This is a genomic window from Rheinheimera sp. NSM (assembly GCF_052380015.1).
In the GTDB taxonomy this organism is placed as follows: domain Bacteria; phylum Pseudomonadota; class Gammaproteobacteria; order Enterobacterales; family Alteromonadaceae; genus Alishewanella.
Genome location: NZ_JBQTCI010000007.1, coordinates 98,564 through 119,117 on the forward strand (window position 1 = coordinate 98,564; position 20,554 = coordinate 119,117).

Sequence of the window (20,554 nt, forward strand, 5' to 3'; positions counted from 1 at the left end):
CGGAGAGATGGCGCGTGGACAAAGCAATACGCAAAGTAATAATTGTCGGCGGCGGTACGGCAGGCTGGTTAACTGCCGGCACGCTTGCCGCTGAACATTTGGCCAATACCGATAGTGGTATCGAAGTTTGTTTGATTGAATCACCCGATGTTGCCATTATCGGCGTAGGCGAAGGTACCTGGCCGACAATGCGTGCGACATTGAAAAAAATGGGCATCAGTGAAACCGAATTTATCCGCCACTGTGATGCCAGCTTTAAACAGGGAGCTAAGTTTGCCAAATGGGTTACCGGGGCCGAAGATGATGCTTATTATCATCCGTTAGTGCTGCCGCAGGGCTATGCAGAAATTAACCTGGCGCCGTTCTGGCAGCAGCATAAAGCCGATATGCCCTTTGCCGATGCCGTCAGTTTTCAGGGCTATTTGTGTGACCAGGGTCTGGCGCCGAAGCAAAATACCACGCCGGAATATGCCCATGTGGCTAACTATGCCTACCATTTGGATGCCGGTAAATTCGCGGCTTTTTTGCAGCAGCACTGCACGCAAAAGCTGGGGGTAAAGCATATTCTGGATCATGTTACGGCAGTAAATGCAGCAGCAGATGGCGATATTGCTTCAGTAGCCACGCGGCAGCACGGCGATATCAGCGGCGACTTATTTATCGACTGCAGTGGCTTTAAATCTTTGCTGCTGGGCCAGCATTACCAAATTCCGTTTATCTGTAAAAAACATATTCTGTTTAACGATCGCGCGCTGGCGGTACAACTACCCTATGCCGATGAGCACAGCGCCATTGCCTCGCATACCATTTCAACCGCGCAAAGCGCCGGCTGGATCTGGGATATCGGCCTGCCGACCAGGCGTGGCGTGGGCTATGTTTATTCCTCCGCACATATCGACGATGCCGCAGCAGAGCGTGAGCTACGCCAGTATATCCGCCCGGCACTGGGGCCGCAGGCCGATAGTATAGCGCTGCGTAAAATTAATATCGTGCCCGGCCATCGTCAGCTGTTTTGGCATAAAAACTGTGTCGCTGTTGGTTTAGCCGCCGGCTTTTTAGAACCGCTGGAGGCCTCTGCGCTGGTGTTGGTCGAGTTGTCTGCCGCCATGATCAGCGAACAGTTGCCGGCTAACCGCGCGGTAATGGATATTGTAGCCAAACGCTTTAACGATAAGTTTTTATATCGTTGGGAGCGGATTATCGATTTTCTTAAGCTGCACTATGTGCTGACACAGCGCACGGACAGCGCTTACTGGCGCGATAACTGTAATGCCGATACTATTCCTGCTGAATTGCAGGCGCTGCTGCAGTTATGGCGCTACGAGCCGCCATGGCACCGCGATTTCAGCCAGGTAGATGAAGTATTTCCGTCAGCCAGTTATCAGTATGTTCTTTATGGTATGGGCTTTAAAACCCAAACCAGGCCCACCGCCAGACGGGCAGATAACAGCGCACTGGCGCAGCAGCATTTTGCTAAAAACGCAGAGCTGACAGCAAAACTGCTGCGCGGCTTGCCGGCTAACCGCGAGCTGCTGAATAAGATCCGTCAGTTTGGTCTGCCAAAAATTTAAATATCGCTGATTGCGGTTTATTATCAGGAAAGTTTATGCCTAATCATCAGTTGCTGGACAATATTACCCATAAAGATTTACGTGTGATCAGCGGCCATCATCCGCGCTTTGGTGACACCGCCAGCTACACCAATATTTTTTGCAGTGAGTTGCGCCAGGTGCAGGGCTGCTACCCGATTTTCTTCCGTAAAAATACCGACAGCGCGCAGTTTGAAGCCATAGCGCTGTTTGGTTTTGCCAGCGAGGAAAATTTGTTTCTGGACGAGGCCGGCTGGCATGCGCCTTATATTCCGCTGACGATCCAGCGCCGGCCGTTTCTGATTGGCTTTGCACAGCAGGATGGCAGTGAAGCTGATGCGCAGGCGCTGGTGCATATCGATATGGACAGCCCGCGCGTAAGCCTGACAGAAGGCGAGCCGGTGTTTTTAGCCCAGGGCGGCCAAAGCCCGCTATTGCAGCAGGCCAGCGCCATCTTGCAGGCAGTGTATCAGGGCCATCAGCAAACCCGGGCGTTTATCGACTGCCTGTTGCAGTATGATTTAATTGAAGCGGTTACCTTGCAGGTAACACTGGATGATGGCAGCCGCAATGAATTGGGGCATTTATACACCATCAACGAGGACCAACTGGCGGCGCTGGACAGCAATGTGCTGGGCCAGTTGCATCAGCAGGGCTATCTGCAGCATATTTATATGATTTTGGCATCAATGGCAGCTATGCCGCAGTTGATTGAGAAAAAGAACCGGCGGCTGTAACAGGCAATATATGCAAAGCGTGCGCGAAATTCATCAGGCCACGGAGGCCGATCTGACACCTGAGCTGCTAAGCTCGGTGACGCCGGTGGTGCTGCGGGGTTTGGTGGCACACTGGCCGCTGGTGCAGGCGGCACTGCGGTCTGACAGCGCTACTGCCGCTTATCTGCAGCCGTTTATTACACCCAAGCCAGTGCAGGCATTTTTATCGCCGCCAACGCAGCGCGGGTTATACAGCTATAATGCTGATTTAACTGAGTTTAATTTTCAGCGTAAACTAATGCCGTTAGCCGGCGTGCTGGAGCATATCAGCCAAAATGCTGATGTTGCTGAGCCGCACGGCATTTATGTTGGTTCTACCTCAGTCAACCATATATTGCCCGGCTTACGCCACAGCAACGATATCGCTGCGCTGCAAGACAAGCCGTTGGTCAGCATCTGGCTGAGTAACCCGTCCCGCATTCCGGCGCATTACGATGTAACCGACAATATTGCCTGTGTCGCTGCCGGCCGGCGCCGCTTTACGTTGTTTGCCCCGGATCAGCTGGATAACCTGTATGTGGGGCCGCTGGACTTTACCCCGGCCGGCCAACCGGTTAGCCTGGTGGATATTCAGCAGCCGGATTTTGTCCGCTTTCCGAAATACCGCCAGGCATTGCAGCAGGCACAAGTTGCTGAGCTGGCGCCGGGCGACGCGATTTTTATTCCGGCGATGTGGTGGCACAGCGTGGCAGCGCTGGGCCGGTTAAATATTCTGATCAATTACTGGTGGCGCCAGGTGGACGCGTTTTATGGCGCGCCAGGCGATGCCTTACAGCATGCGCTGCTCAGTATCCGCGATTTGCCGGCGGCGCAGCGTCAGGTATGGCAGGCGTTGTTTGATTACTACGTATTTTCCCCACAACCCCAGAGCCATATTCCGCCACAGGCACAGGGCGTGCTGCAGCAGCTGGACGAGCTGCAGGCGCGTAAACTACGCGCTCTGCTGCTGAATAAACTTAATCGCTGATTAGTGTTGCAACAACGGATAAAACGGCCGCGCTGTTATACAACGCGGCCTGAAGTTTATTCACTGCATTGCAGCGTGGCACTTTGCGCCAGCGCCGGTAACAGCCGGATATCGGCAAAGCTAAGTTGCAATGCCGCTGTAGTGGTCAGCGACAGCGGTGTGAAAATCTGACCAAAATCGGTGCCTTGTCGGGCAAAGCAGGCCAGATCAACACTCAGCGTTTGCCAGCTGTCATCCGGCATCGCCTGCAACTGCGGCGCAATATTGATACTGCCGGCGCAGCTTTGGCCGCAGTCCATGCCTAATAACACGCTGTCCGGTACGCTGCCACTGCGTTTTAATTCAAGCACCAGCGCACTGCCGGCTTCGCGGTAGGAGCGTAAATCGGCCGGAAAGGCGCTGCTTAAGCTGACCTTGGCGGCACCACTAAAGGTTAACCGGCGGGCATCTTCCTGTACTTTATTATCGAAAGTACGCACGGCGATATTACCCAGCTGTGCCACGCTACTGTCCATGGTTTTACTGCTGTCGCCACTATGCAGCACCAGCTGATACGGCGGCTTTACGGCGCGTTCAAACAGCACTAAGTCATCCAGGCTGTTATCTACCGCTACCTGCTCGTTTAAGGTGTTACTAAGCAGGTTAGTATCGCCGTAACGCAAGCCAAAGCCGTACGGCAGCAACGGCTGATAGTCGCTGTCGCCAACGTTAGCCAGCTGTTGCGGTGTGGCCGGCCAACTGAATGACAACTTGCCGCGAAAATCGATATTCACACTGCCATCGGCGTTAGCCATGATCACATCGGCCACGCCGGCGCCTTCGCTGCCCGGCAGCCAAACGGCGACAAAAGCATCAGATGCATTTAACTCCGGATTAACCCACAACGGCCGGCCACTGATAAACAGCGACACTACTTTAATGCCGTCTGCCTGCAGCTTGCGCAGCAGGGCTAAATCGGTTTTATTGCCGCGTTGGTACTCTAAGTTGTCCAGATCGCCGTTGCCCTCTGCATAAGGCTGCTCACCAAATACCACTACGGCCACATCCGGCTTGGTGCTGTAGCTGCCATCTGCGCTTAGCTCAATCCGGCCGCCGGCAGCATCGACCGCCTGCTTAATACCGCTGTAAATCGAGCTGCCGCCCGGGAAATCGCTGTTCGTGTTGCCGGTGCCCTGCCAGCTAATGGTCCAGCCGCCGGATTGCATACCGATATTGTCGGCACCTTCGCCGGTGACCAAAATACGCTGCGTCGGATTAAGCGGCAGCAGCTTGTCGTTGTTTTTCAGCAGCACCAGCGATTGCTGCACGGCGTCGCGCGCTACGGCTCTGTGTTCGGCTGAGCCAATCAGTTCGGTTTTACCGGACAACGGCCGCTTAGCCGGGCCGGGTTTATCAAATAAGCCGGCGCGCAGCTTAACGCGTAAAATGCGCCGCACCGCATCATCAATACGGCTTAGCGGGATCACACCACTTTCAGCCTGAGCGATAAGGTTGTAATACAGCGGCTTCCAGGCAGACGTCGGCACCATATATACATCTAAGCCGGCCAACGCAGCTTGGGCACAATTGTCATTAGTGCAGCCCGGGATCTGGCCATGACCATTCCAGTCGCCCACCACAAAGCCGTCAAAGCCCATGCGGTCTTTTAACACGTCCGTCAGCAGATATTTATCGCCGTGAATTTTGCTGCCGTGCCAGCTGTTAAACGATGCCATTACACTTTGTGCGCCGGCTTGTAAGCCGCCGACATAGCCCTGAGCATGAATGTCGAACAACTGTTGTTCGCTGGCAATATTGTCGCCCTGATCGTCACCGCCAACGGTGCCGCCATCACCAACAAAGTGCTTCACGGTGCTGATCACCCGCTCCGCGCCGAGGAAATCTTTACCGGCAGCGCCCTGCAAACCGGTCACAATGGCCGCGGCGTAATCGTGCACTATGGCCGGATCTTCCGAGTAGCCCTCGTAGGTGCGGCCCCAACGGTCGTCGCGTACCACGGCGACGGTAGGCGCAAACACCCAGTCGATACCGGTTACCATCACTTCGCGTGCGGTTACCGCGGCAATTTGCTCAATCAGGGCCGGGTTGTTGGCCGCGCCCAGGCCGATATTGTGCGGAAATAACGTAGCGCCAATCACGTTGTTGTGGCCATGTACCGCGTCGGTGCCCCACATCGTCGGAATTTTACTGCCGTCGAGGCTGTCATCAACGGATGCCTGATACATGGCCTCGGCCAGGGCTATCCAGTCGGCCGGCGTCGCATGCTTGTTATCGTTCGGGAAGGCGCCGCCGCCGTTTAAATAAGAGCCAAAGCCGTATTGGCGCATATCTTCAACGCTGATATCGCGGATTTCCGGCTGGATCATCTGTGCCACCTTTTGCGGCAGTGTCATTGTGGCCAACATGTCGCTGATTTTTTGCTCCATAGCCGCATCTTGTGCTACCGGCAGTGTTAACTGCGGCCACACCGCTGTGGCCTGGCCGGTAACAGCGGCAGGCTCAGTCGGTGCTTTGGCGCAGGCGGTTAAGATGGCAGCACAGCTTAAACTCAGTACGGAAAGTTGCAGGTTAAATGTCATCCGGGTTCTCCTTATACTACCGGTTAAGCCGCCGCGCGCGGTTTGCTGCCAACCGCACCATACCAGGCGATAAATACATAACACAGTAGCGGAATAATAAAGGCCAGCTGCACGCTGAAGCTGTCGGCCAGCGCGGCTTGAGCCAACGGCAATACCGCGCCGCCGACAATTGCCAGGCATAAAATACCCGAGCCCTGGCTGGTATGCTGTTTTAAGCCGGCAATGGCCAGGCTGAATATAGTGGGGAACATAATAGAATTACACAGGCCGACCAATAACAGTGACCACATGGCCAGACTGCCGCTGCCGGCGATGGTAACGACCAGCAGCACTACGGCGCAGACAGCGTTAAACGCCAGCACCTTGCCGGGCGCAATATACTGCATAACCACAGCGCCGATAAAACGGCCGGCCATGGCGCCGCCAAAGTACCAGGCAATATAGTGCGACGCGGTTTTAGCTTCCAGCGCGCCGATATCCGGTTGCGTAATAAAGCTGACTAAAAAGCTGCCAATACCTACTTCAGCGCCAACATAAACAAAAATACCCAAAGCGCCCAACACCAGATGGCGGTACTGCCAGGCGGCGCCGGTTACGGTGATATTGGCGTCTTTTTTACCCAGCTTCGGCAAGCGCAGAAAGGCAAAAATCAGCGCCATAATAATCAGTGCTGCTGCCAGCAACAAATAAGGCAATTGCACGGTGGATTCAGTGACTTCGCCCGGTGTAGGTGCTTCCATACCACCAAAGATCAGCCAGGCACCAAAAAATGGCGCTACCGTGGTGCCTAACGAGTTAAAAGCCTGGGTCATGGTTAAGCGGCTGGAAGCAGTTTCCGGCTTGCCCAGCACGCTAACATAGGGGTTAGCGGCGACCTGTAAAATGGTAATGCCGGCGGCCAGTACAAACAACGCCAGTAAAAACAGCGGGTAATAATGTGCCGCCGCGGCCGGATAAAACAGCAAACAGCCGGCGCCGGCAATTAGCAAGCCGGTGACAATACCCGACTGATAACCAATACGGCTGACCAATATGCCGGCCGGCACCGATACCACAAAGTAAGCGCTGAAAAAACAGAACTGGATCAGCAGCGCCTGAGTGTAGTTCAGGTCAAACAAGCCTTTCAGGTACGGCACCAGGATGTCGTTCAGGCAGGTAATAAAACCCCAGATAAAAAACAATGTTGTTAAAGACGACAGCGCAAAACGGTAGCTGCTGCTGCCTGACGCGGCTTGTGGTGCGGCGTCGCTGATTATTGGTGTTGCTGCCATCTTATCCCCCGGCGTTTTATGTTTTTCATTGACGGCGGCAATAGTGCCGTCTAGTATAATGTAAGCGCTTTCATTTATAGCATATATCACGCTGTTGGCAATAATTTTGTTGCTGCGCAGCTAACAACAGCACGTTCGGAAGATAGCAAACTGATGAAGATAACTTTAGCCAAAACGTCACCCCTGCTGCAGCGCGACTTCGTGTTTGGGGTGGCCACTGCGTCGTTTCAGATAGAAGGTGCGGCCGATAGTCGTGAAGCCTGTATCTGGGATACATTTTGCGCCACGCCCGGCCGGATTAAAGATGGCTCCGACGGTTTGGTTGCCTGTGACCATGTGAACCGCTGGCGCGACGACATTGAGCTGATAGCGGCGTTGGGCGTAGATGCGTATCGTTTTTCCATCGCCTGGGGCCGTGTTATCCGCGCCGATGGCAGTATTAATCAGGCCGGGCTGGATTTTTACATTCAGCTGCTGGATGCGTTAAAGGCCCGTAATATTAAAGCCTTTGTTACGCTGTATCACTGGGATTTACCGCAGTATCTGCAAGACGAAGGCGGTTGGTTAAACCGGGCTACCGCTGATAAATTTGCCCGCTATGCTGATGTGGTTAGCCGCGCTTTTGGCGACAGGGTGTACTCGTATGCCACCTTAAATGAGCCATTTTGCAGTGCTTATTTAGGTTACGAAGCCGGTATTCATGCGCCCGGCGTGCAAAACCGGCAACAGGGTCGCCAGGTAGCGCACCATTTATTACTGGCACACGGTTTGGCGATGCAAGTGCTGCAGCGAAATGCGCCGCAGGCGCTGAACGGTATAGTGCTGAATTTCAGCCCCTGCCATCCGGCCAGCAACAGCGCTGCCGATATCCGTGCAGCTGACATGGCCGATCAGTACCATAACCAGTGGTATATTCAGCCGCTACTCGAAGGCTGCTACCCTGACTTGCTTACACAATTACCGGTGGCAGAGCAGCCACAAATTACTGCCGGCGATATGGCGATTATTGCCCGGCCACTGGATTTTATCGGCGTGAACTATTATACCCGCACCGTATACCGGGCCAACAGCAAAGGCTGGTTCAGTGATGTGCCGCCAACCGCGCCGCCGCTTACCGACATGGGCTGGGAAATATACCCACAGGGCTTAACCGAAGTGCTGCTGGCAATGCATCGGCGTTATAACTTGCCGCCGGTGTATATTACCGAAAATGGTGCCGCTATGCCGGATAGCTTATTGCATAATCAGGTAGCAGACGCAGAGCGGGTGAGTTATTTTCAGCAGCATTTACAAGCTACCGAAGCTGCCATAACGGCCGGTATGCGCATAGACGGCTACTTTGCCTGGAGCCTGATGGATAACTTTGAATGGGCCGAAGGTTATGCCAAGCGTTTTGGTATAGTCTATGTCGACTACGCTACGCAGCAACGCACACTGAAAACCAGTGCCATAGCGCTGCGTGAGCTGTTTGCCGGGCGGCAAAAATAACAATAAATAATACAGGGTTGCGGCACATGCTGACAAAACGGGAAAAAGTGGCCTACGGCCTTGGCGATACCGCCAGTAATATTGTGTTCCAGACGGTAATGCTGTTTCTTACCTTTTTTTACACCGATATTTTTGGTATCTCCCCGGCGGTAGTCGGCAGCATGTTTTTGCTGGTGCGTATTATCGATGCGGTAACCGATCCGCTAATGGGCGCGCTGGCCGATAAAACCCAAAGCCGGCATGGTAAATACCGGCCCTATTTACTCTGGCTGGCACTGCCGTTTGCGCTGTGCAGCGTGCTGGCCTTTACCACACCGGATTTATCGGCCAACGGCAAGGTGATCTATGCCTTTGCGACCTATACCTTATTAATGCTGGCCTACACCGCCATTAATATTCCTTACTCAGCGCTGGGCGGCGTGTTAACGGCAGATCCCACCGAGCGGGTATCGGTGCAGTCGTACCGCTTTGTGTTTGGTATGCTCGGCGGTTTGTTAGTCACGGCCTGCACCTTGCCGCTGGTGAACTTTTTTGGTAACGGCGACAACGCCAAAGGCTATCAGCTAACCATAGCCGCGATGAGTGTGCTGGGTTTAGTGCTGTTTCTGCTGTGTTTTGCCGGCACGCGCGAACGGGTAACAGCGCCGGTGGATCAACAACTTACGCTGCGCAGCAGCTTCGCGTCCTTGTGGCAAAATGATCAGTGGCGTATTTTGTGTGTGGCGGCGTTTTTCCTGCTTACCGGCATGGTATTACGCACTACACTGGCTATTTACTACGTGAAGTATTTTCTCGGCCGCGAAGATTTAATCACCGCTTTTGTCACCCTGGGCATGGTCGGCAATATTGCCGGTTGCGCGGTAGCACAGTGGCTTAGCCGTTATGTCGATAAAGTAAAAGCCTATATTGGCTTGCAGCTGATCGCCGCTGCAATTTGCGTAGTCAGTTTCTTTATCGGTAGCGAACAGCTGGTACTGGCATTTGCGTTGTATTTTCTCTGGGGCTTCTTTTTACAAATGGCCACGCCGCTGTTGTGGGCCAAGATGGCCGACACTGTCGACTACGGCCATTATAAAACCGGTATCCGTATTACCGGTCTGGTGTACTCCTCTATTGTATTCTTTATTAAACTTGGCCTGGCGCTGGGTGGCGCTTTGGCCGGCTGGTTATTGGCCGGCTATGGTTACCAGGCTGATGTGCCGCAAACCGCTGCCACGCAGCAGGGAATTTTACTCAGCTTTACGTTGTTGCCGGCCATCGGCTCGGTGCTGGTAGCCATAGTAATGAGTCGCTATCGCTTAACCGGCGCCAGGGTGCTCGATATCCACCGCCAGCTGGCGCTGCAAGCTGGTTAAACAGCGCTACTGCGTGCTAGAGTAAGCGTCGGAACCTTATTTCACAGGCAGGCCATGGCAACCATTTATCAAGTATCAGAGCTGGCCGGTGTTTCACTGGCCACCGTCTCCCGGGTAATGAATAACAATGCCCGCGTCAGTGAAGCTACGCGCAATAAAGTATTGGCAGCAATGGCGCAATTGGGCTACCGGCCCAATTCAATTGCTCAGTCGCTGGCGTCAAACCGCTCTAACAGTGTCGGCATTCTGGTATCTGAATTACACGGCCCGTTTTACGGCGAAATGCTCAGCGGCATTGAAAACGAATGCCGCGCTGCCGGTAAGCACGTGATTATCGCCGCCGGCCACAGTGAAGAAGCCAGTGAAAAAGACGGTATTGAATTTTTAATCAGCCGCAGCTGCGATGCGCTGATTCTGCATGTTGAAGCGGTATCCGACGACTATTTGATCAAGCTGGCTGCCGGTAGCCTGCCGATAGTGCTGATCAATCGCTTTATTCCGCAGTTAGCTGACAACTGTATCAGCCTCGACAATGAGCTGGGTGGTTATCTGGCTACCAAACAACTGCTGCAACAAGGCCATACACAATTGGCCTATATGGCCGGCCCGATGTGGAAAAGTGATGCTAAAGATCGTTACAGTGGCCATTTACGTGCCATGGCGGAACGCGGCTTGCATTTTGATACGGCATTATTGGCTGAAGGTGACTTTCAGGACAGTAGCGGCAGTCGCTGTATGCAGCAGTTACTGGCTAAAGGTGTGCCCTTCAGTGCGCTGGTGTGTGCCAACGATGAAATGGCTGCCGGTGCGATGGAAGTGGCACGCGAACACGGCTTGCAGGTACCGCAGGATTTATCGATAGTCGGTTTTGATAACCTGATCCTGGCGCGTTATATCTACCCCAAACTCACTACTATTGATTACCCGATTGGCGAAATGGGCCGCATGGCCGCGCGTTGGGTATTAAAACATATCTATCAACAGCAGGCGTTACAGCTAAAAAATGTATTTGAACCGGTGTTGGTAAGTCGCGATTCCGCCAGCCGTTTACTGCGCTGAGTTGCCACTTGCATTGACAAAATGACCATTGGTCACTAACCTCTGAAGATAAATGACTGCCAGTCACTTCTGAGGTTAGCGATGCATCATACTCCGTCCGATACCGTTGCAGATACATCAGCACAACATCCTGCCTTTGCACAATTCGCCGATTGCCTGGCGCAGCAACGTTTGGCGTACCATGCTAACCCGGTACCAACGCTGCAACAGCGGCTGGCAGACTTAGATGCACTAAAGGCGTTAGTTCGCGACAACGAGACTGCTTTAGTTGACGCAGTTAATGCCGATTACGGCAGCCGCTGTCGCTTTGAAACGCGCTTTTCGGAAATTTTAATGGTGCTGGAAGATATTGCCCGCACAAAAAAGCAGCTGAAAAAATGGCTGAAGCCACAGCGGCGTCATATCGATTTTTTGTTGTTTCCTACCTCCGGCTGCAAGGTGCTGCCTCAGCCACTGGGCGTGGTGGGCGTTATAGTGCCGTGGAACTTCCCGATTATGTTGTCACTCGCGCCACTGGTGTCAATTTTTGCTGCCGGCAACCGCGCTATGGTGAAAATGTCAGAAAACTCCGAACAGCTGGCGCAACTGCTGATCAAGCTGCTGCCACAGTATTTTGCCGCCGACAAACTGCAAATTTTTGCCGATCAGGGCGGCAGCGGCGCGGCATTTTCGGCCCAGCCGTTTGACCATTTGTTCTTTACCGGTTCAGCGCAAACCGGCCGCGCGGTAATGGCCAATGCGGCGAAAAACCTGACGCCGGTAACGCTGGAGCTGGGCGGTAAATCGCCGGCAGTGGTAGCGCCGGATTTTCCGCTGGCCAAAGCCGCCGATCGTATTTTATGGGCCAAGGCATTTAATGCCGGGCAAATTTGTACCAATGTTGATTACCTGTTTTTGCCGGTTGGCAGCGAACAGGCCTTTACAGAGCTGGCACTTAAGTTGGTGGCACAGCGCTATCCGGATATTAACAGCAATGATTACACCGCCATTATCGACGACCGCTCCTATAACCGCCTGCAACAGACGCTGGACGATGCCGTTGCCAAAGGCGCCACCGCTGTAAACCTGATGCCGGGCCAAGCGCCGGACAAGGCGCTGCGCAAATTTCCGCTTACGCTGCTATTTAACGTCACTGACGACATGCTGGTAATGCAACGCGAAATTTTCGGCCCGCTGCTGCCGGTAAAAAGCTATAGCGCGGCCGCAGAGGTGATTAGCTACATTAACAGCAAGCCCCGGCCGTTGGCGTTTTACCCGTTTACGCATGATAAAACGCTGCAGCAGCATTACCTGGAGCAGGTAATGTCCGGCGGTGTGACGGTTAACCACGCCATTTTGCATGTCGGCCAGCATGACTTGCCGTTTGGCGGTATTGGCCAAAGCGGTATGGGGCATTATCACGGCTATGAGGGCTTTTTAACCTTCAGTAAACTGCGGCCGGTGTTTTACCAGGGCGCTTATAACAGCGTTAGCACGCTACTGCCGCCATACGGCAAGTTCGCGCATAAACTGACCGACTGGCTGATCAAATTTAAGGGCTGAGTATGAAGCAAAACGCCATCAGCGCAGAGGCCAAACAACAGCGGCGCGCCGACTTTATTGCTTCGGCGCGCCGCTTGTTTTTACAGCAGCAACGGTTACCGACGGTAGCCGATATTGCCGCTGACACCGGGCTGGCAAAGGGTACCGTATATCGCTATTTTCAGAGTAAAGAGCAGATTTTTCTGGCTTTGCTAACGGAAGACTTTGCCCGGTTGTTTAACCAGTTAGAGATGCTTATTCCGACGCTACCACAACCGTTATCTGCAGCAGCAGAGCCCTTTGCTAAAGCTTATCTGGACTTACTGCAGCAGTCCGGCAGCTTGCTACCATTATTGGCGCTGCTAAACGCCGTGCTGGAGCAAAACCTGCCGCAGCCGCAGTTGTTGGCGTTTAAGCAGCAGTTGGCACAGGCGCTGGATGCGCTGGGCGGCAAACTGGCAGTGCGTTTTACGCAGTTAAGCCCGGCCAGCGCCAGCCAGTTACTGTTGCACAGCTATGCGTTAACCCTGGGCCTGTATCAAAGTACGCAGCTGCCCGCTGCGGTACAAACCTTGTTGCAGCAGGCAGGGCTGGCGCAACTGCAGTGGGATTTTGCCACTGAGCTGACCGCGGCTATCCGCCGGCAATGGCAGGGTGCTGCACAAGGTTAAGCTTTAGGGTAAGGCGCGGCCGCGGGCAGCCAGATACAGCGCATACCAATGTTCACGGCTCAGCTGTACCCTGGTCGCCTGCGCGCAGGCGTTAATACGCTGCAGATCAGTGGTGCCGATTACCGGCTGAATATGCGCCGGATGGCGCATTAACCAGCCCAGTACTATTGCTTCTTTGCTAACCTGATATTCTGCAGCCAGTTGCGCCACCAGGTCAGCCGTAGCACGAATATTTGCCGCTGCGTCAGTCACATCTTTGCCGCTGAACAAGCCCTGGCTTAAGCTGCCCCAAGCTTGCAACTGTACCTTGTTGCGCCGGCAGTATTCGATAGTGCCGCTGCCAAAGTTAACGCCAGGCTCGCCGCTGCAACCGGCTGTAGTGCCCTCATCCAGCCAGGCCAGATGGCTTAAGCTCAGCTCCAGCTGGTTCGCCACTAAGGGCGTGGACAATGCATCTTGCAGCAGCGCCATTTGGTGCTGTTGCATATTCGATACGCCAAAGTGTTTTACCTTGCCGGCCTGCTGTAGCAGCGCAAAGGCTGAGGCCACCTCTTCCGGCTGCATCAAAGGGTCCGGCCGGTGTAACAACAGCACATCTAACTGCTCAATATTAAGTCGCGATAAAATATTGTCTACCGACTGCAGTATCCAGCCGGACGAGAAATCATAGCGCTGCGGAGTGTTGGCATCAGCGAAGCGAATGCCGCATTTAGATTGCAGGCTGATTTGCTCACGCAACTGTGGCCGCTGTTGCAGCACCTTGCCAAACACTTGCTCGGCTTTGCCGTGGGTATAAATATCAGCATGGTCGAACACGCAAATACCGGCGTCCAGCGCGGCATCAATCACGTTATGCGCCTGCTGCACATCAGCGTTACTGACCGGCTCGCGGCTCCAGCCACCACCTAAACTCATACAGCCGAATACCAGCGGACTATTGTGGTTGACGTAATGCGCCAGTGGATACTTGTTATCTGACATAGCAATTCCTGCAGTAGTAAATCAAAAACCTGCCGCCATGCAGGTAAGGTGGAACCGAGTGTGCCAAATTTGTTCAGCAACAACAATGAATCCGATTTAAAGCGACAGCGGCAAACGATAAATATCGCCTTGTATCTCGCGGTGGCGCACAAACACTGTCTGGTTGTGGCGTACGCTGAAATGCCGGACAAACTCACCGGGTTCGGCCAGGTGTAGTGTGTTGTCGCCGTTTACCAGATTCAGCCGGTAAATACCCTGGCCGGGTGTGTAGTAATACAACTGGTCTTGATCGATATGCCAGTTCAGCCAGTTTATTTTGTCAAATTGCGCCAGCAGCAGTTTCTCCTTACCTGACGGCAAATCTTTGTACCACAGGCCATCCTGATGAAACTTGCTGAAATATAATCCTCCCTGCCAAATGCGACCGCTATAGCCGCCCTGCTGTGTGAGTTTTTGTTCGGTCTTGCCAACAATATCGTATAACCATAACTGCCAGTCGCCATCGCGCTCACTGCTGTACAGCAGGCTATCACTATCCTGCCCCCAATTTACCACGCCAACCTGCTTGTCTGCAGTTAGCAGCGTTTGCAGCTTAGCATTGATAATGTCCACACTGTAGGCGGCACCGTCTTTACTAAATAACAAATGGTTATCATCTGCTGACCACTCCGGACGCACAAAACCCGGTTGACCGGGTAATTCATTTAGTAATTGTTCAGTACCATCTGCTAATTGCAACCACAGCTGTTCATGGCCCTGGCGGGTGCTGAGAAAAGCCAGCTGTGTCGCGTCATGCGACAGGCGCGGCATAGTATCCAGCCGCGAGCTGTTAATGCGCACCGCTGCTGCCTCCTTGCTGTCAGCCTGCCAGATATCTGTGCTCAGTTCAGTACTGCTGAAGTACAGTGTGTTGCCGGCGACGACAAAGGAGTTGATAGGGTCTGCGGCATGAAACAAGGGGCTGAGCCGGCTACCGGAGATATAGTACTGATAGACTGTCTGGCCTGCGCCAAGCAGCAACACTGTATCGCTGTACCAGGCAAGTGTCATGGCCCTGAGCGGCAGTGGCTGCGCATGGATTATCTCACCGCTGTTGCTATCCAGTATTTGTAGTTCACTGGCGCCGGGCGAGATGTAACGCAATAAAGCCAGCTTGCCTGGCTTGGTGGATGCAGACAGAGCCGTATCACCGTGGCCTGAATAATCAGCCGGCATCAACGTCAGCTGGCGTAAGGCGCCGCTGGCTATACTCAGTTGGTATAAGTGATAAGGCTGGGTTTTATCCGGACGTTGCCGGAAAAACAATGCCAGGCCATCGGCTTGCCAGCTTAACAACGGAGTATTATCTGCCGGGCATTGATGCAATACCTTGCGGTTATCTTCAGTTGCAGTCAGTGCCGGCATGGATATCTGTTGCAACACCAGTTGGCAATTGTTGTCTGCCGTATAGCGCACATAGGCAAACTGGCTGCCATCGGGGCTTAACGCCGGATAACGACTGTCTTCGCTATCCGCGGTCAACTGGTGATGTTGGTTATCTGCCAACGTATTAAGCCAGATCTGATAATTCCCGTCACCGGCCTGACGTTGGTACAGTAGCGCATTAGCTTGGTGGTTGTTGCTAAGCTGACTCTCGCGGCCGTTAAAGCTGGTATGCGGCATCGCATTACCTGCGCTTAACTGTGGCACTGTTTTGCTGAGCAGGAACCAGGCGGTCAGGCTGCACAACAATATTACCAGCCCGGTAAGTACAAACCAGCGTCGGTGTGGAGTGAGCACGGTGGTTGCCGGGTGGCGGGCCGGTAAACCAGTTGTGATAATAGTTGCTGCCGGCAGCAAGCGATAGCCGAGTTTAGGCAGTGTCTCAATGTAGTTTGTCTGTGGATCCAGACTGACAAAGGCTTTTCGCAGCATTGACACAGCGCGGTTGATAGCGCCCTCACTGACAATGCGACCATCCCAGACGCTGCTGATAAGCTGCTCGCGGCTGACTACCTGAGAAGCATGTTGTAGTAACACCAGCAACAATTTATGTTGGCGCGGCTCCAGGTACAGCTGCTGCTCACCCCGTTGTAACTGATGATTCTGGCCTACGTAAACTATGCGCCCCAACTGCCAGGTTGCTGTGTGCTCGGTATTTATCTCTGGGTTCATTTTGGGTCCGGTAAGCTTTTCATCATATAAACATCAGCGCGAAGGCCATGGCAAAACCGTATTGCAGGCATAAGCTTGGCCGGCATTCAGGTTAACAGGACATTAATATGAAACGACAAATAAAAACAATAGGCTGGGTAATAACGCTGCTGATTGGTCTTACGGCCTGCCAGCCTTCTGATAAGCAACAGGATGGCGACTCTGCTCAGCAGTTACAACGTGTAGAGCTGGGCGACCGCAGTTACTGGCTGGCTTTGCCGCAACAATATCAGCCGGCAAATAGTTATAAATTGTTGCTGGCATTCCATCCTTCCGGGGGTAGTGGTAATGGGATGCAGTCACTCAGCCATTTTGAACAAGTGAGTGATGACTACATTGTCGCCTATCCGGACTCTGAGCAGGTAGAGTGGAATGAGGGCTGCAACTGCAATATTGCCCATCGTCTGGGCGCAGATGACTTAGGTTTTACCGCCGATATGATCGCCGATATCAGCAGCAGTTACACAGTGACGCCCGGTGAAGTATACGCCGCAGGCTATTCTCAGGGTGGGCTATTCGTACAAAATCTGGCCTGCAATCTGCCTCATTTATTTAAAGCCGTGGCTGTGGTGGCAGCACCAATGTCAACCCAGTTGGCCTCGAGTTGTGCGCCAGAGGCTGCTGTTTCGTTGATGATGGTACATGGCACCGCAGACACTGTGCTGCCCTATACAGGTATGGAGCACAGCAACTTTGGCCTGCTCAGCTCACCGGACACTATTGCCTTAATGGCGGAAAAAAACGGCGCTTTACCTTATGCATTGCACAAAGCATTGGTAGCACCAGACACTAACCTGACCAGTTATCATAATGGCGCGCAAAAGTTCCGGTTGTACAGTGTACAGGATGGCGGGCATAGCTGGCAGTTTGCCGGTTTTGACACCAGCAGTCAGATCCTGACATTTTTTGCTGAACTGGAGCAACCAGAGTTGCCTGAGCATTCCCGTCTGGTTACAACAGAGCAGGGGCAGTTTCATGTCCGCGCTATGGGGCTGGACAAGGTGGGGCCAGCTATAGTGTTGTTGGCTGGGCCAAACTACAACTATCACAGCGACAGTGCATGGTTTGCTGCGCTGCAGCCACTATTGGCGCAGCAGTATCGGGTTTATAGCATTGACCGGCTGGGCAATGCCTTTAGCAGCACTGCGGATGAGCTGTCTTACCGCCGTTTCGCCGATGACCTGGCTGCTGTGTTGCAACAGCTGCAGGAAACACAACTGGCGTTGGTTGCCTTTTCCAGCAGCAGTATCAGTGCGCGCTGGTTTTATCAGCAGCATCAGCAGCAGTTTGATATTAAAGCCATGTTGTATATTGATCCCGACATTCCGTTGCCGCATTCGTTAAGTTTGTATCAGGGCTACCCTGCAGACTGGTATCTGGCTAATTTACCGGCTTTGCTGCCCCACCTCGCGGCCGGTAACTGGACAGAAAGAACCAAAGATAAGCTCGATGTTGAATATCAGGAAGTGCAGCAGCTGGTGGCACAACATAATGTGCAGTTGGACTGGAGCTACTTTGAACAGATTATGCAACTGCGTTTACTTATTCCGCAGCAACAAGCCCGCGCCATGGAAATTGCGGCCTATATCGCAGACTTAGACGGTTATGCCCAACTGCCGATGGTATCTGAAATACCTGTCAGCGTAATTGACAGTGATTTTGAGCAGCAGCAGATAGATATGGTGCAAGAAAACGAGCCTGAACTGGCTGAAGCACTGCGCCTGTGGCAACAGGAAGGCAGTGCCTGGAGTGCAGAGCAGGCTTCGTTATCTAACGGTCAATATATTGCTCTGAGCAACAGCGACCACTTGGTATCGGTACAGCAGCCTGAGCAGATAAAGCAGGCGCTGGATTGGCTGTTCGGGCAATTACAACTGCCGTAATCAATGTAACCATAAAGCAGTAACCCATGCATCCGGCTCACAGCCGGATGCTACTTATTGGCTACGGCAGTTAACCAGAGTTTGGTACTCATCAAAAGCAAAATGGTCGGTCATACCGCTGATAAAATCCTGCAATAAACGGCAGCGGCAGTACAACTCCAGGGCGCTGTCGTCCGGGCCGATTTGCGTCAGCGCCAGTTGATAGGCGGCCAGATGTTTATTCGGCAAGCGGTGCGCCAGCCGTTGCTGTTGGGCTAAATGGTAAGCCTGGTTTTGCAGCACAGCGGTAAATTCAGCGCGCGATAACAATAACAGTGGCTGATAACTGCTGAGCAAGCCGGCAATAATACGAAAGCCCTGCAATTCCAGTGTTTCTACCTCGGGCTGGTTAAACACAAACTGGCGGGCGACCTGCTTAAAGGTGCTGGTAATGGCATGGTACTGGCTGCCATCTTCCAGCAAAGCGCGGTTCAGTGTGCCGTGATATACTGCGTCGATGTTGCTGATAAACTGCTGCGCAGCATGGCGCACCAGCGGGTGGATCATACCTACGCGCAACTTAATAAAAAACTCTGAAGTTTTGTTGATCGGTTCATCCGCCGCTTTATCCAGCGCGGCCTTAACCAAGGCAGCAAAGCTCTCGCTGGCGCCACTGTGAGTACTGATTAACCGGCCTTGTGGTTCCAGTTCAACAAAGGCGGTATTAAGCTGCTGCGCCAGTTCAGTTAAGCTCAGCAGGCCTTTTTCTACCGCATCTTCCAGGTCTGCCAGGCAGTATGAAATATCATCGGCGGCTTCCATAATATAGGTCAGCGGATGGCGGCAATGCGCGGCAGTTTGCATTTCCTGCCACAGGGCTTCAACCAGTTTGTGCTCGGAGTAATAATAACCGGGTTTCTTCTGCAAATAGCTTTGGTTGTGGCTGTTATCCGGTTTGGCGACAGTGCCCTGGCGGGTGTACTTTAAAATACAGGCAATTTGCGAGTAGGTCAGGTTCATCCGCTGCAGGCTATGCACCAGCCGTATGGCCTGGGCGTTGCCTTCAAACTGGGCAAGCTCGATGCACAGTGTCTGCCATAAGGCGTTATCCTGCAGTTGATGCTGTGCGGTCAGTGTCGGTAGCACCTGGCTAAACCAGACATTAATAGCACTTTCGCCACTGTGGCCAAACGGCGGGTTACCGACATCGTGCAGCAGGCAGGCCATTTCTACCAATGACTCGATAGGCCGCTCCAGCCCGGTTAAGCCGTACGCTGCCTGGTCTGCAGCGGATAACAAGCGAAATATAGTTTGCACAATAAAACGGCCGCTTTGCTGCACTTCCAACGAGTGCGTTAAGCGGCTGCGCACGGCTGCATTGCGCTCCAGCGGAAATACCTGGGTTTTTTGCTGTAAGCGCCGTACTGCTGCCGAGTTAATAATACGGCCCCTGTCACTTTCCAGCGCACTGTGTAAATCACCGCTGCGGCTCTGCAGCAGGCGATCTGCTTTGATTTTATTGCGGAAATCCATAGCTTAGCCTCAGGTTATGCCCGGCTGAGTAGGGCCGGCAACTGCCGGTAGTCAAACTCAGTAAAACAGCGGATTTTATGATCGGCGATGTCAAATTTGCTGTGCTGCCATTCATGCGCGGCCGGTATCGCAATCACTGTCATGCCGGCGGCTTTGGCAGCGGTGACGCCGGCAAAGGAGTCTTCAAACACCAGGCAATGTTGTGGCGCTACCCCCAGTTTAGCGGCAGCCAGCAGGTAAATATCCGGCGCCGGTTTACCCTGTGTTACCAACTCTATATGGCAACGGGCCTGAAAATAATGCGCGATATTCAGCCGCTGCAAGGTAGTATCAAGCAGCAGTTGCGGCGAGTTAGTGGCCACGGCGATCTTCAGCGCCGCTTGCTCAAGTTGCTGTAGCAGTGCAGGCAAACCGGTTTTGGCGACACCGCCTTGCTTTACGCCGCTGGCAACAAACTGAATAATCTGCTGCTCTACCTGCAGTGGTGTAAGCGCAGGCCAGGGCTGATGCTGATACCAATGCGCAATCACGCTGGCGGTAGTCAACCCGGTGCTTTGCAGCAGTGGTGGTTTAGTGAAATTAACCCCAAGGCCACCTAAGATCTGTTGTTCGGCCTGATGCCATAACGGCTCTGAGTCGATCAGCACACCGTCCATATCGAAAATAACTGCCTGAAACACCGCGCCTCCGGATTTGCTACGCTAAAACA

At 53.3% G+C, this 20,554-nt stretch carries 15 protein-coding genes; 9 read left to right on the top strand and 6 right to left on the bottom strand.

What is annotated here, in order from left to right; genetic code table 11:
• The first annotated feature begins 14 nt into the window (after positions 1-14).
• The 3 genes from ACTZWV_RS17285 to ACTZWV_RS17295 are packed head-to-tail and all read left to right on the top strand — an operon-like array spanning position 15 to position 3,332.
• On the top strand, positions 15-1,571 hold the full coding sequence (locus tag ACTZWV_RS17285; protein WP_444787729.1) for a tryptophan halogenase family protein: 1,557 nt from the start codon (positions 15-17) through the stop codon (positions 1,569-1,571).
• Positions 1,572-1,606: 35 nt separating this feature from the next.
• On the top strand, positions 1,607-2,326 hold the full coding sequence (locus ACTZWV_RS17290) for a SapC family protein (RefSeq protein WP_444787730.1): 720 nt from the start codon (positions 1,607-1,609) through the stop codon (positions 2,324-2,326).
• Positions 2,327-2,336: 10 nt separating this feature from the next.
• Positions 2,337-3,332: a cupin-like domain-containing protein gene (locus ACTZWV_RS17295; RefSeq protein WP_444787731.1), complete on the top strand. Its 996-nt coding sequence runs from the start codon at positions 2,337-2,339 to the stop codon at positions 3,330-3,332.
• Between the two features lie 56 nt (positions 3,333-3,388).
• On the opposite strand, the gene ACTZWV_RS17300 is transcribed toward ACTZWV_RS17295, so the two are convergent.
• Together ACTZWV_RS17300 and ACTZWV_RS17305 are read right to left on the bottom strand one after the other, a co-directional pair.
• Entirely contained in the window at positions 3,389-5,911 is a 2,523-nt protein-coding gene (locus ACTZWV_RS17300; RefSeq protein WP_444787732.1) for a glycoside hydrolase family 3 N-terminal domain-containing protein, read from the bottom strand.
• 23 nt (positions 5,912-5,934) lie between these two features.
• Positions 5,935-7,182 (bottom strand): sugar MFS transporter, encoded by a 1,248-nt coding sequence (locus tag ACTZWV_RS17305; protein ID WP_444787733.1) that lies wholly within the window; start codon positions 7,180-7,182, stop codon positions 5,935-5,937.
• 153 nt (positions 7,183-7,335) lie between these two features.
• On the opposite strand from ACTZWV_RS17305, the gene ACTZWV_RS17310 reads away from it, so the two are divergent.
• The 5 genes from ACTZWV_RS17310 to ACTZWV_RS17330 all read left to right on the top strand — a co-directional run bounded on the left by ACTZWV_RS17310 (position 7,336) and on the right by ACTZWV_RS17330 (position 13,276).
• Entirely contained in the window at positions 7,336-8,670 is a 1,335-nt protein-coding gene (locus ACTZWV_RS17310) for a GH1 family beta-glucosidase (protein WP_444787734.1), read from the top strand.
• A gap of 26 nt (positions 8,671-8,696) precedes the next feature.
• On the top strand, positions 8,697-10,025 hold the full coding sequence (locus ACTZWV_RS17315; RefSeq protein ID WP_444787735.1) for a glycoside-pentoside-hexuronide (GPH):cation symporter: 1,329 nt from the start codon (positions 8,697-8,699) through the stop codon (positions 10,023-10,025).
• Positions 10,026-10,079: 54 nt separating this feature from the next.
• The gene (locus ACTZWV_RS17320; RefSeq protein WP_444787736.1) at positions 10,080-11,084 is read left to right on the top strand and encodes a LacI family DNA-binding transcriptional regulator; all 1,005 of its coding nucleotides are present in this window, start codon (positions 10,080-10,082) and stop codon (positions 11,082-11,084) included.
• An 81-nt stretch (positions 11,085-11,165) separates the two neighbouring features.
• Positions 11,166-12,626, top strand: a complete 1,461-nt coding sequence (locus tag ACTZWV_RS17325; protein WP_444787737.1) for a coniferyl aldehyde dehydrogenase — start codon at positions 11,166-11,168, stop codon at positions 12,624-12,626.
• Between the two features lie 2 nt (positions 12,627-12,628).
• A complete protein-coding gene (locus ACTZWV_RS17330; RefSeq protein WP_444787738.1) occupies positions 12,629-13,276 on the top strand; it encodes a TetR family transcriptional regulator in 648 nt (215 codons plus the stop codon).
• A 3-nt stretch (positions 13,277-13,279) separates the two neighbouring features.
• Here the strand turns inward: ACTZWV_RS17330 and ACTZWV_RS17335 are convergent, their stop codons facing one another.
• Together ACTZWV_RS17335 and ACTZWV_RS17340 are read right to left on the bottom strand one after the other, a co-directional pair.
• The gene (locus ACTZWV_RS17335; protein ID WP_444787739.1) at positions 13,280-14,257 is read right to left on the bottom strand and encodes an aldo/keto reductase; all 978 of its coding nucleotides are present in this window, start codon (positions 14,255-14,257) and stop codon (positions 13,280-13,282) included.
• A 96-nt stretch (positions 14,258-14,353) separates the two neighbouring features.
• Positions 14,354-16,411, bottom strand: a complete 2,058-nt coding sequence (locus tag ACTZWV_RS17340) for a winged helix-turn-helix domain-containing protein (protein ID WP_444787740.1) — start codon at positions 16,409-16,411, stop codon at positions 14,354-14,356.
• A gap of 107 nt (positions 16,412-16,518) precedes the next feature.
• Here ACTZWV_RS17340 and ACTZWV_RS17345 point away from each other — a divergent pair, with 107 nt between their 5' ends.
• Complete coding sequence (locus tag ACTZWV_RS17345) at positions 16,519-18,333, top strand: alpha/beta fold hydrolase (RefSeq protein WP_444787741.1); 1,815 nt, start codon at positions 16,519-16,521, stop codon at positions 18,331-18,333.
• A 54-nt stretch (positions 18,334-18,387) separates the two neighbouring features.
• Here ACTZWV_RS17345 and dgt read toward each other — a convergent pair whose 3' ends face one another.
• Both dgt and hxpB read right to left on the bottom strand, forming a co-directional pair.
• Positions 18,388-19,845 carry a dGTPase gene (gene dgt / locus ACTZWV_RS17350; protein ID WP_444787742.1) on the bottom strand — a complete coding sequence of 486 codons (1,458 nt, stop codon included), beginning with the start codon at positions 19,843-19,845 and terminating at the stop codon, positions 18,388-18,390.
• A gap of 14 nt (positions 19,846-19,859) precedes the next feature.
• Positions 19,860-20,525: a hexitol phosphatase HxpB gene (gene hxpB, locus ACTZWV_RS17355; RefSeq protein ID WP_444787743.1), complete on the bottom strand. Its 666-nt coding sequence runs from the start codon at positions 20,523-20,525 to the stop codon at positions 19,860-19,862.
• Between the last annotated feature and the right edge of the window lie 29 nt (positions 20,526-20,554).

What these genes read in the sequence shown, in the direction of transcription:
- ACTZWV_RS17295 (WP_444787731.1), top strand. Translation starts at nt 2,337, where the DNA reads ATGCAAAGCGTGCGCGAAATTCATCAGGCCACGGAGGCCGATCTGACA.
- ACTZWV_RS17345 (WP_444787741.1), top strand. Translation starts at nt 16,519, where the DNA reads ATGAAACGACAAATAAAAACAATAGGCTGGGTAATAACGCTGCTGATT.
- ACTZWV_RS17290 (WP_444787730.1), top strand. Translation starts at nt 1,607, where the DNA reads ATGCCTAATCATCAGTTGCTGGACAATATTACCCATAAAGATTTACGT.
- ACTZWV_RS17325 (WP_444787737.1), top strand. Translation starts at nt 11,166, where the DNA reads ATGCATCATACTCCGTCCGATACCGTTGCAGATACATCAGCACAACAT.
- ACTZWV_RS17300 (WP_444787732.1), bottom strand. Translation starts at nt 5,911, where the DNA reads ATGACATTTAACCTGCAACTTTCCGTACTGAGTTTAAGCTGTGCTGCC.
- ACTZWV_RS17330 (WP_444787738.1), top strand. Translation starts at nt 12,629, where the DNA reads ATGAAGCAAAACGCCATCAGCGCAGAGGCCAAACAACAGCGGCGCGCC.
- ACTZWV_RS17335 (WP_444787739.1), bottom strand. Translation starts at nt 14,257, where the DNA reads ATGTCAGATAACAAGTATCCACTGGCGCATTACGTCAACCACAATAGT.
- ACTZWV_RS17315 (WP_444787735.1), top strand. Translation starts at nt 8,697, where the DNA reads ATGCTGACAAAACGGGAAAAAGTGGCCTACGGCCTTGGCGATACCGCC.
- ACTZWV_RS17320 (WP_444787736.1), top strand. Translation starts at nt 10,080, where the DNA reads ATGGCAACCATTTATCAAGTATCAGAGCTGGCCGGTGTTTCACTGGCC.
- ACTZWV_RS17305 (WP_444787733.1), bottom strand. Translation starts at nt 7,182, where the DNA reads ATGGCAGCAACACCAATAATCAGCGACGCCGCACCACAAGCCGCGTCA.
- ACTZWV_RS17310 (WP_444787734.1), top strand. Translation starts at nt 7,336, where the DNA reads ATGAAGATAACTTTAGCCAAAACGTCACCCCTGCTGCAGCGCGACTTC.
- dgt (WP_444787742.1), bottom strand. Translation starts at nt 19,845, where the DNA reads ATGGATTTCCGCAATAAAATCAAAGCAGATCGCCTGCTGCAGAGCCGC.
- ACTZWV_RS17340 (WP_444787740.1), bottom strand. Translation starts at nt 16,411, where the DNA reads ATGAACCCAGAGATAAATACCGAGCACACAGCAACCTGGCAGTTGGGG.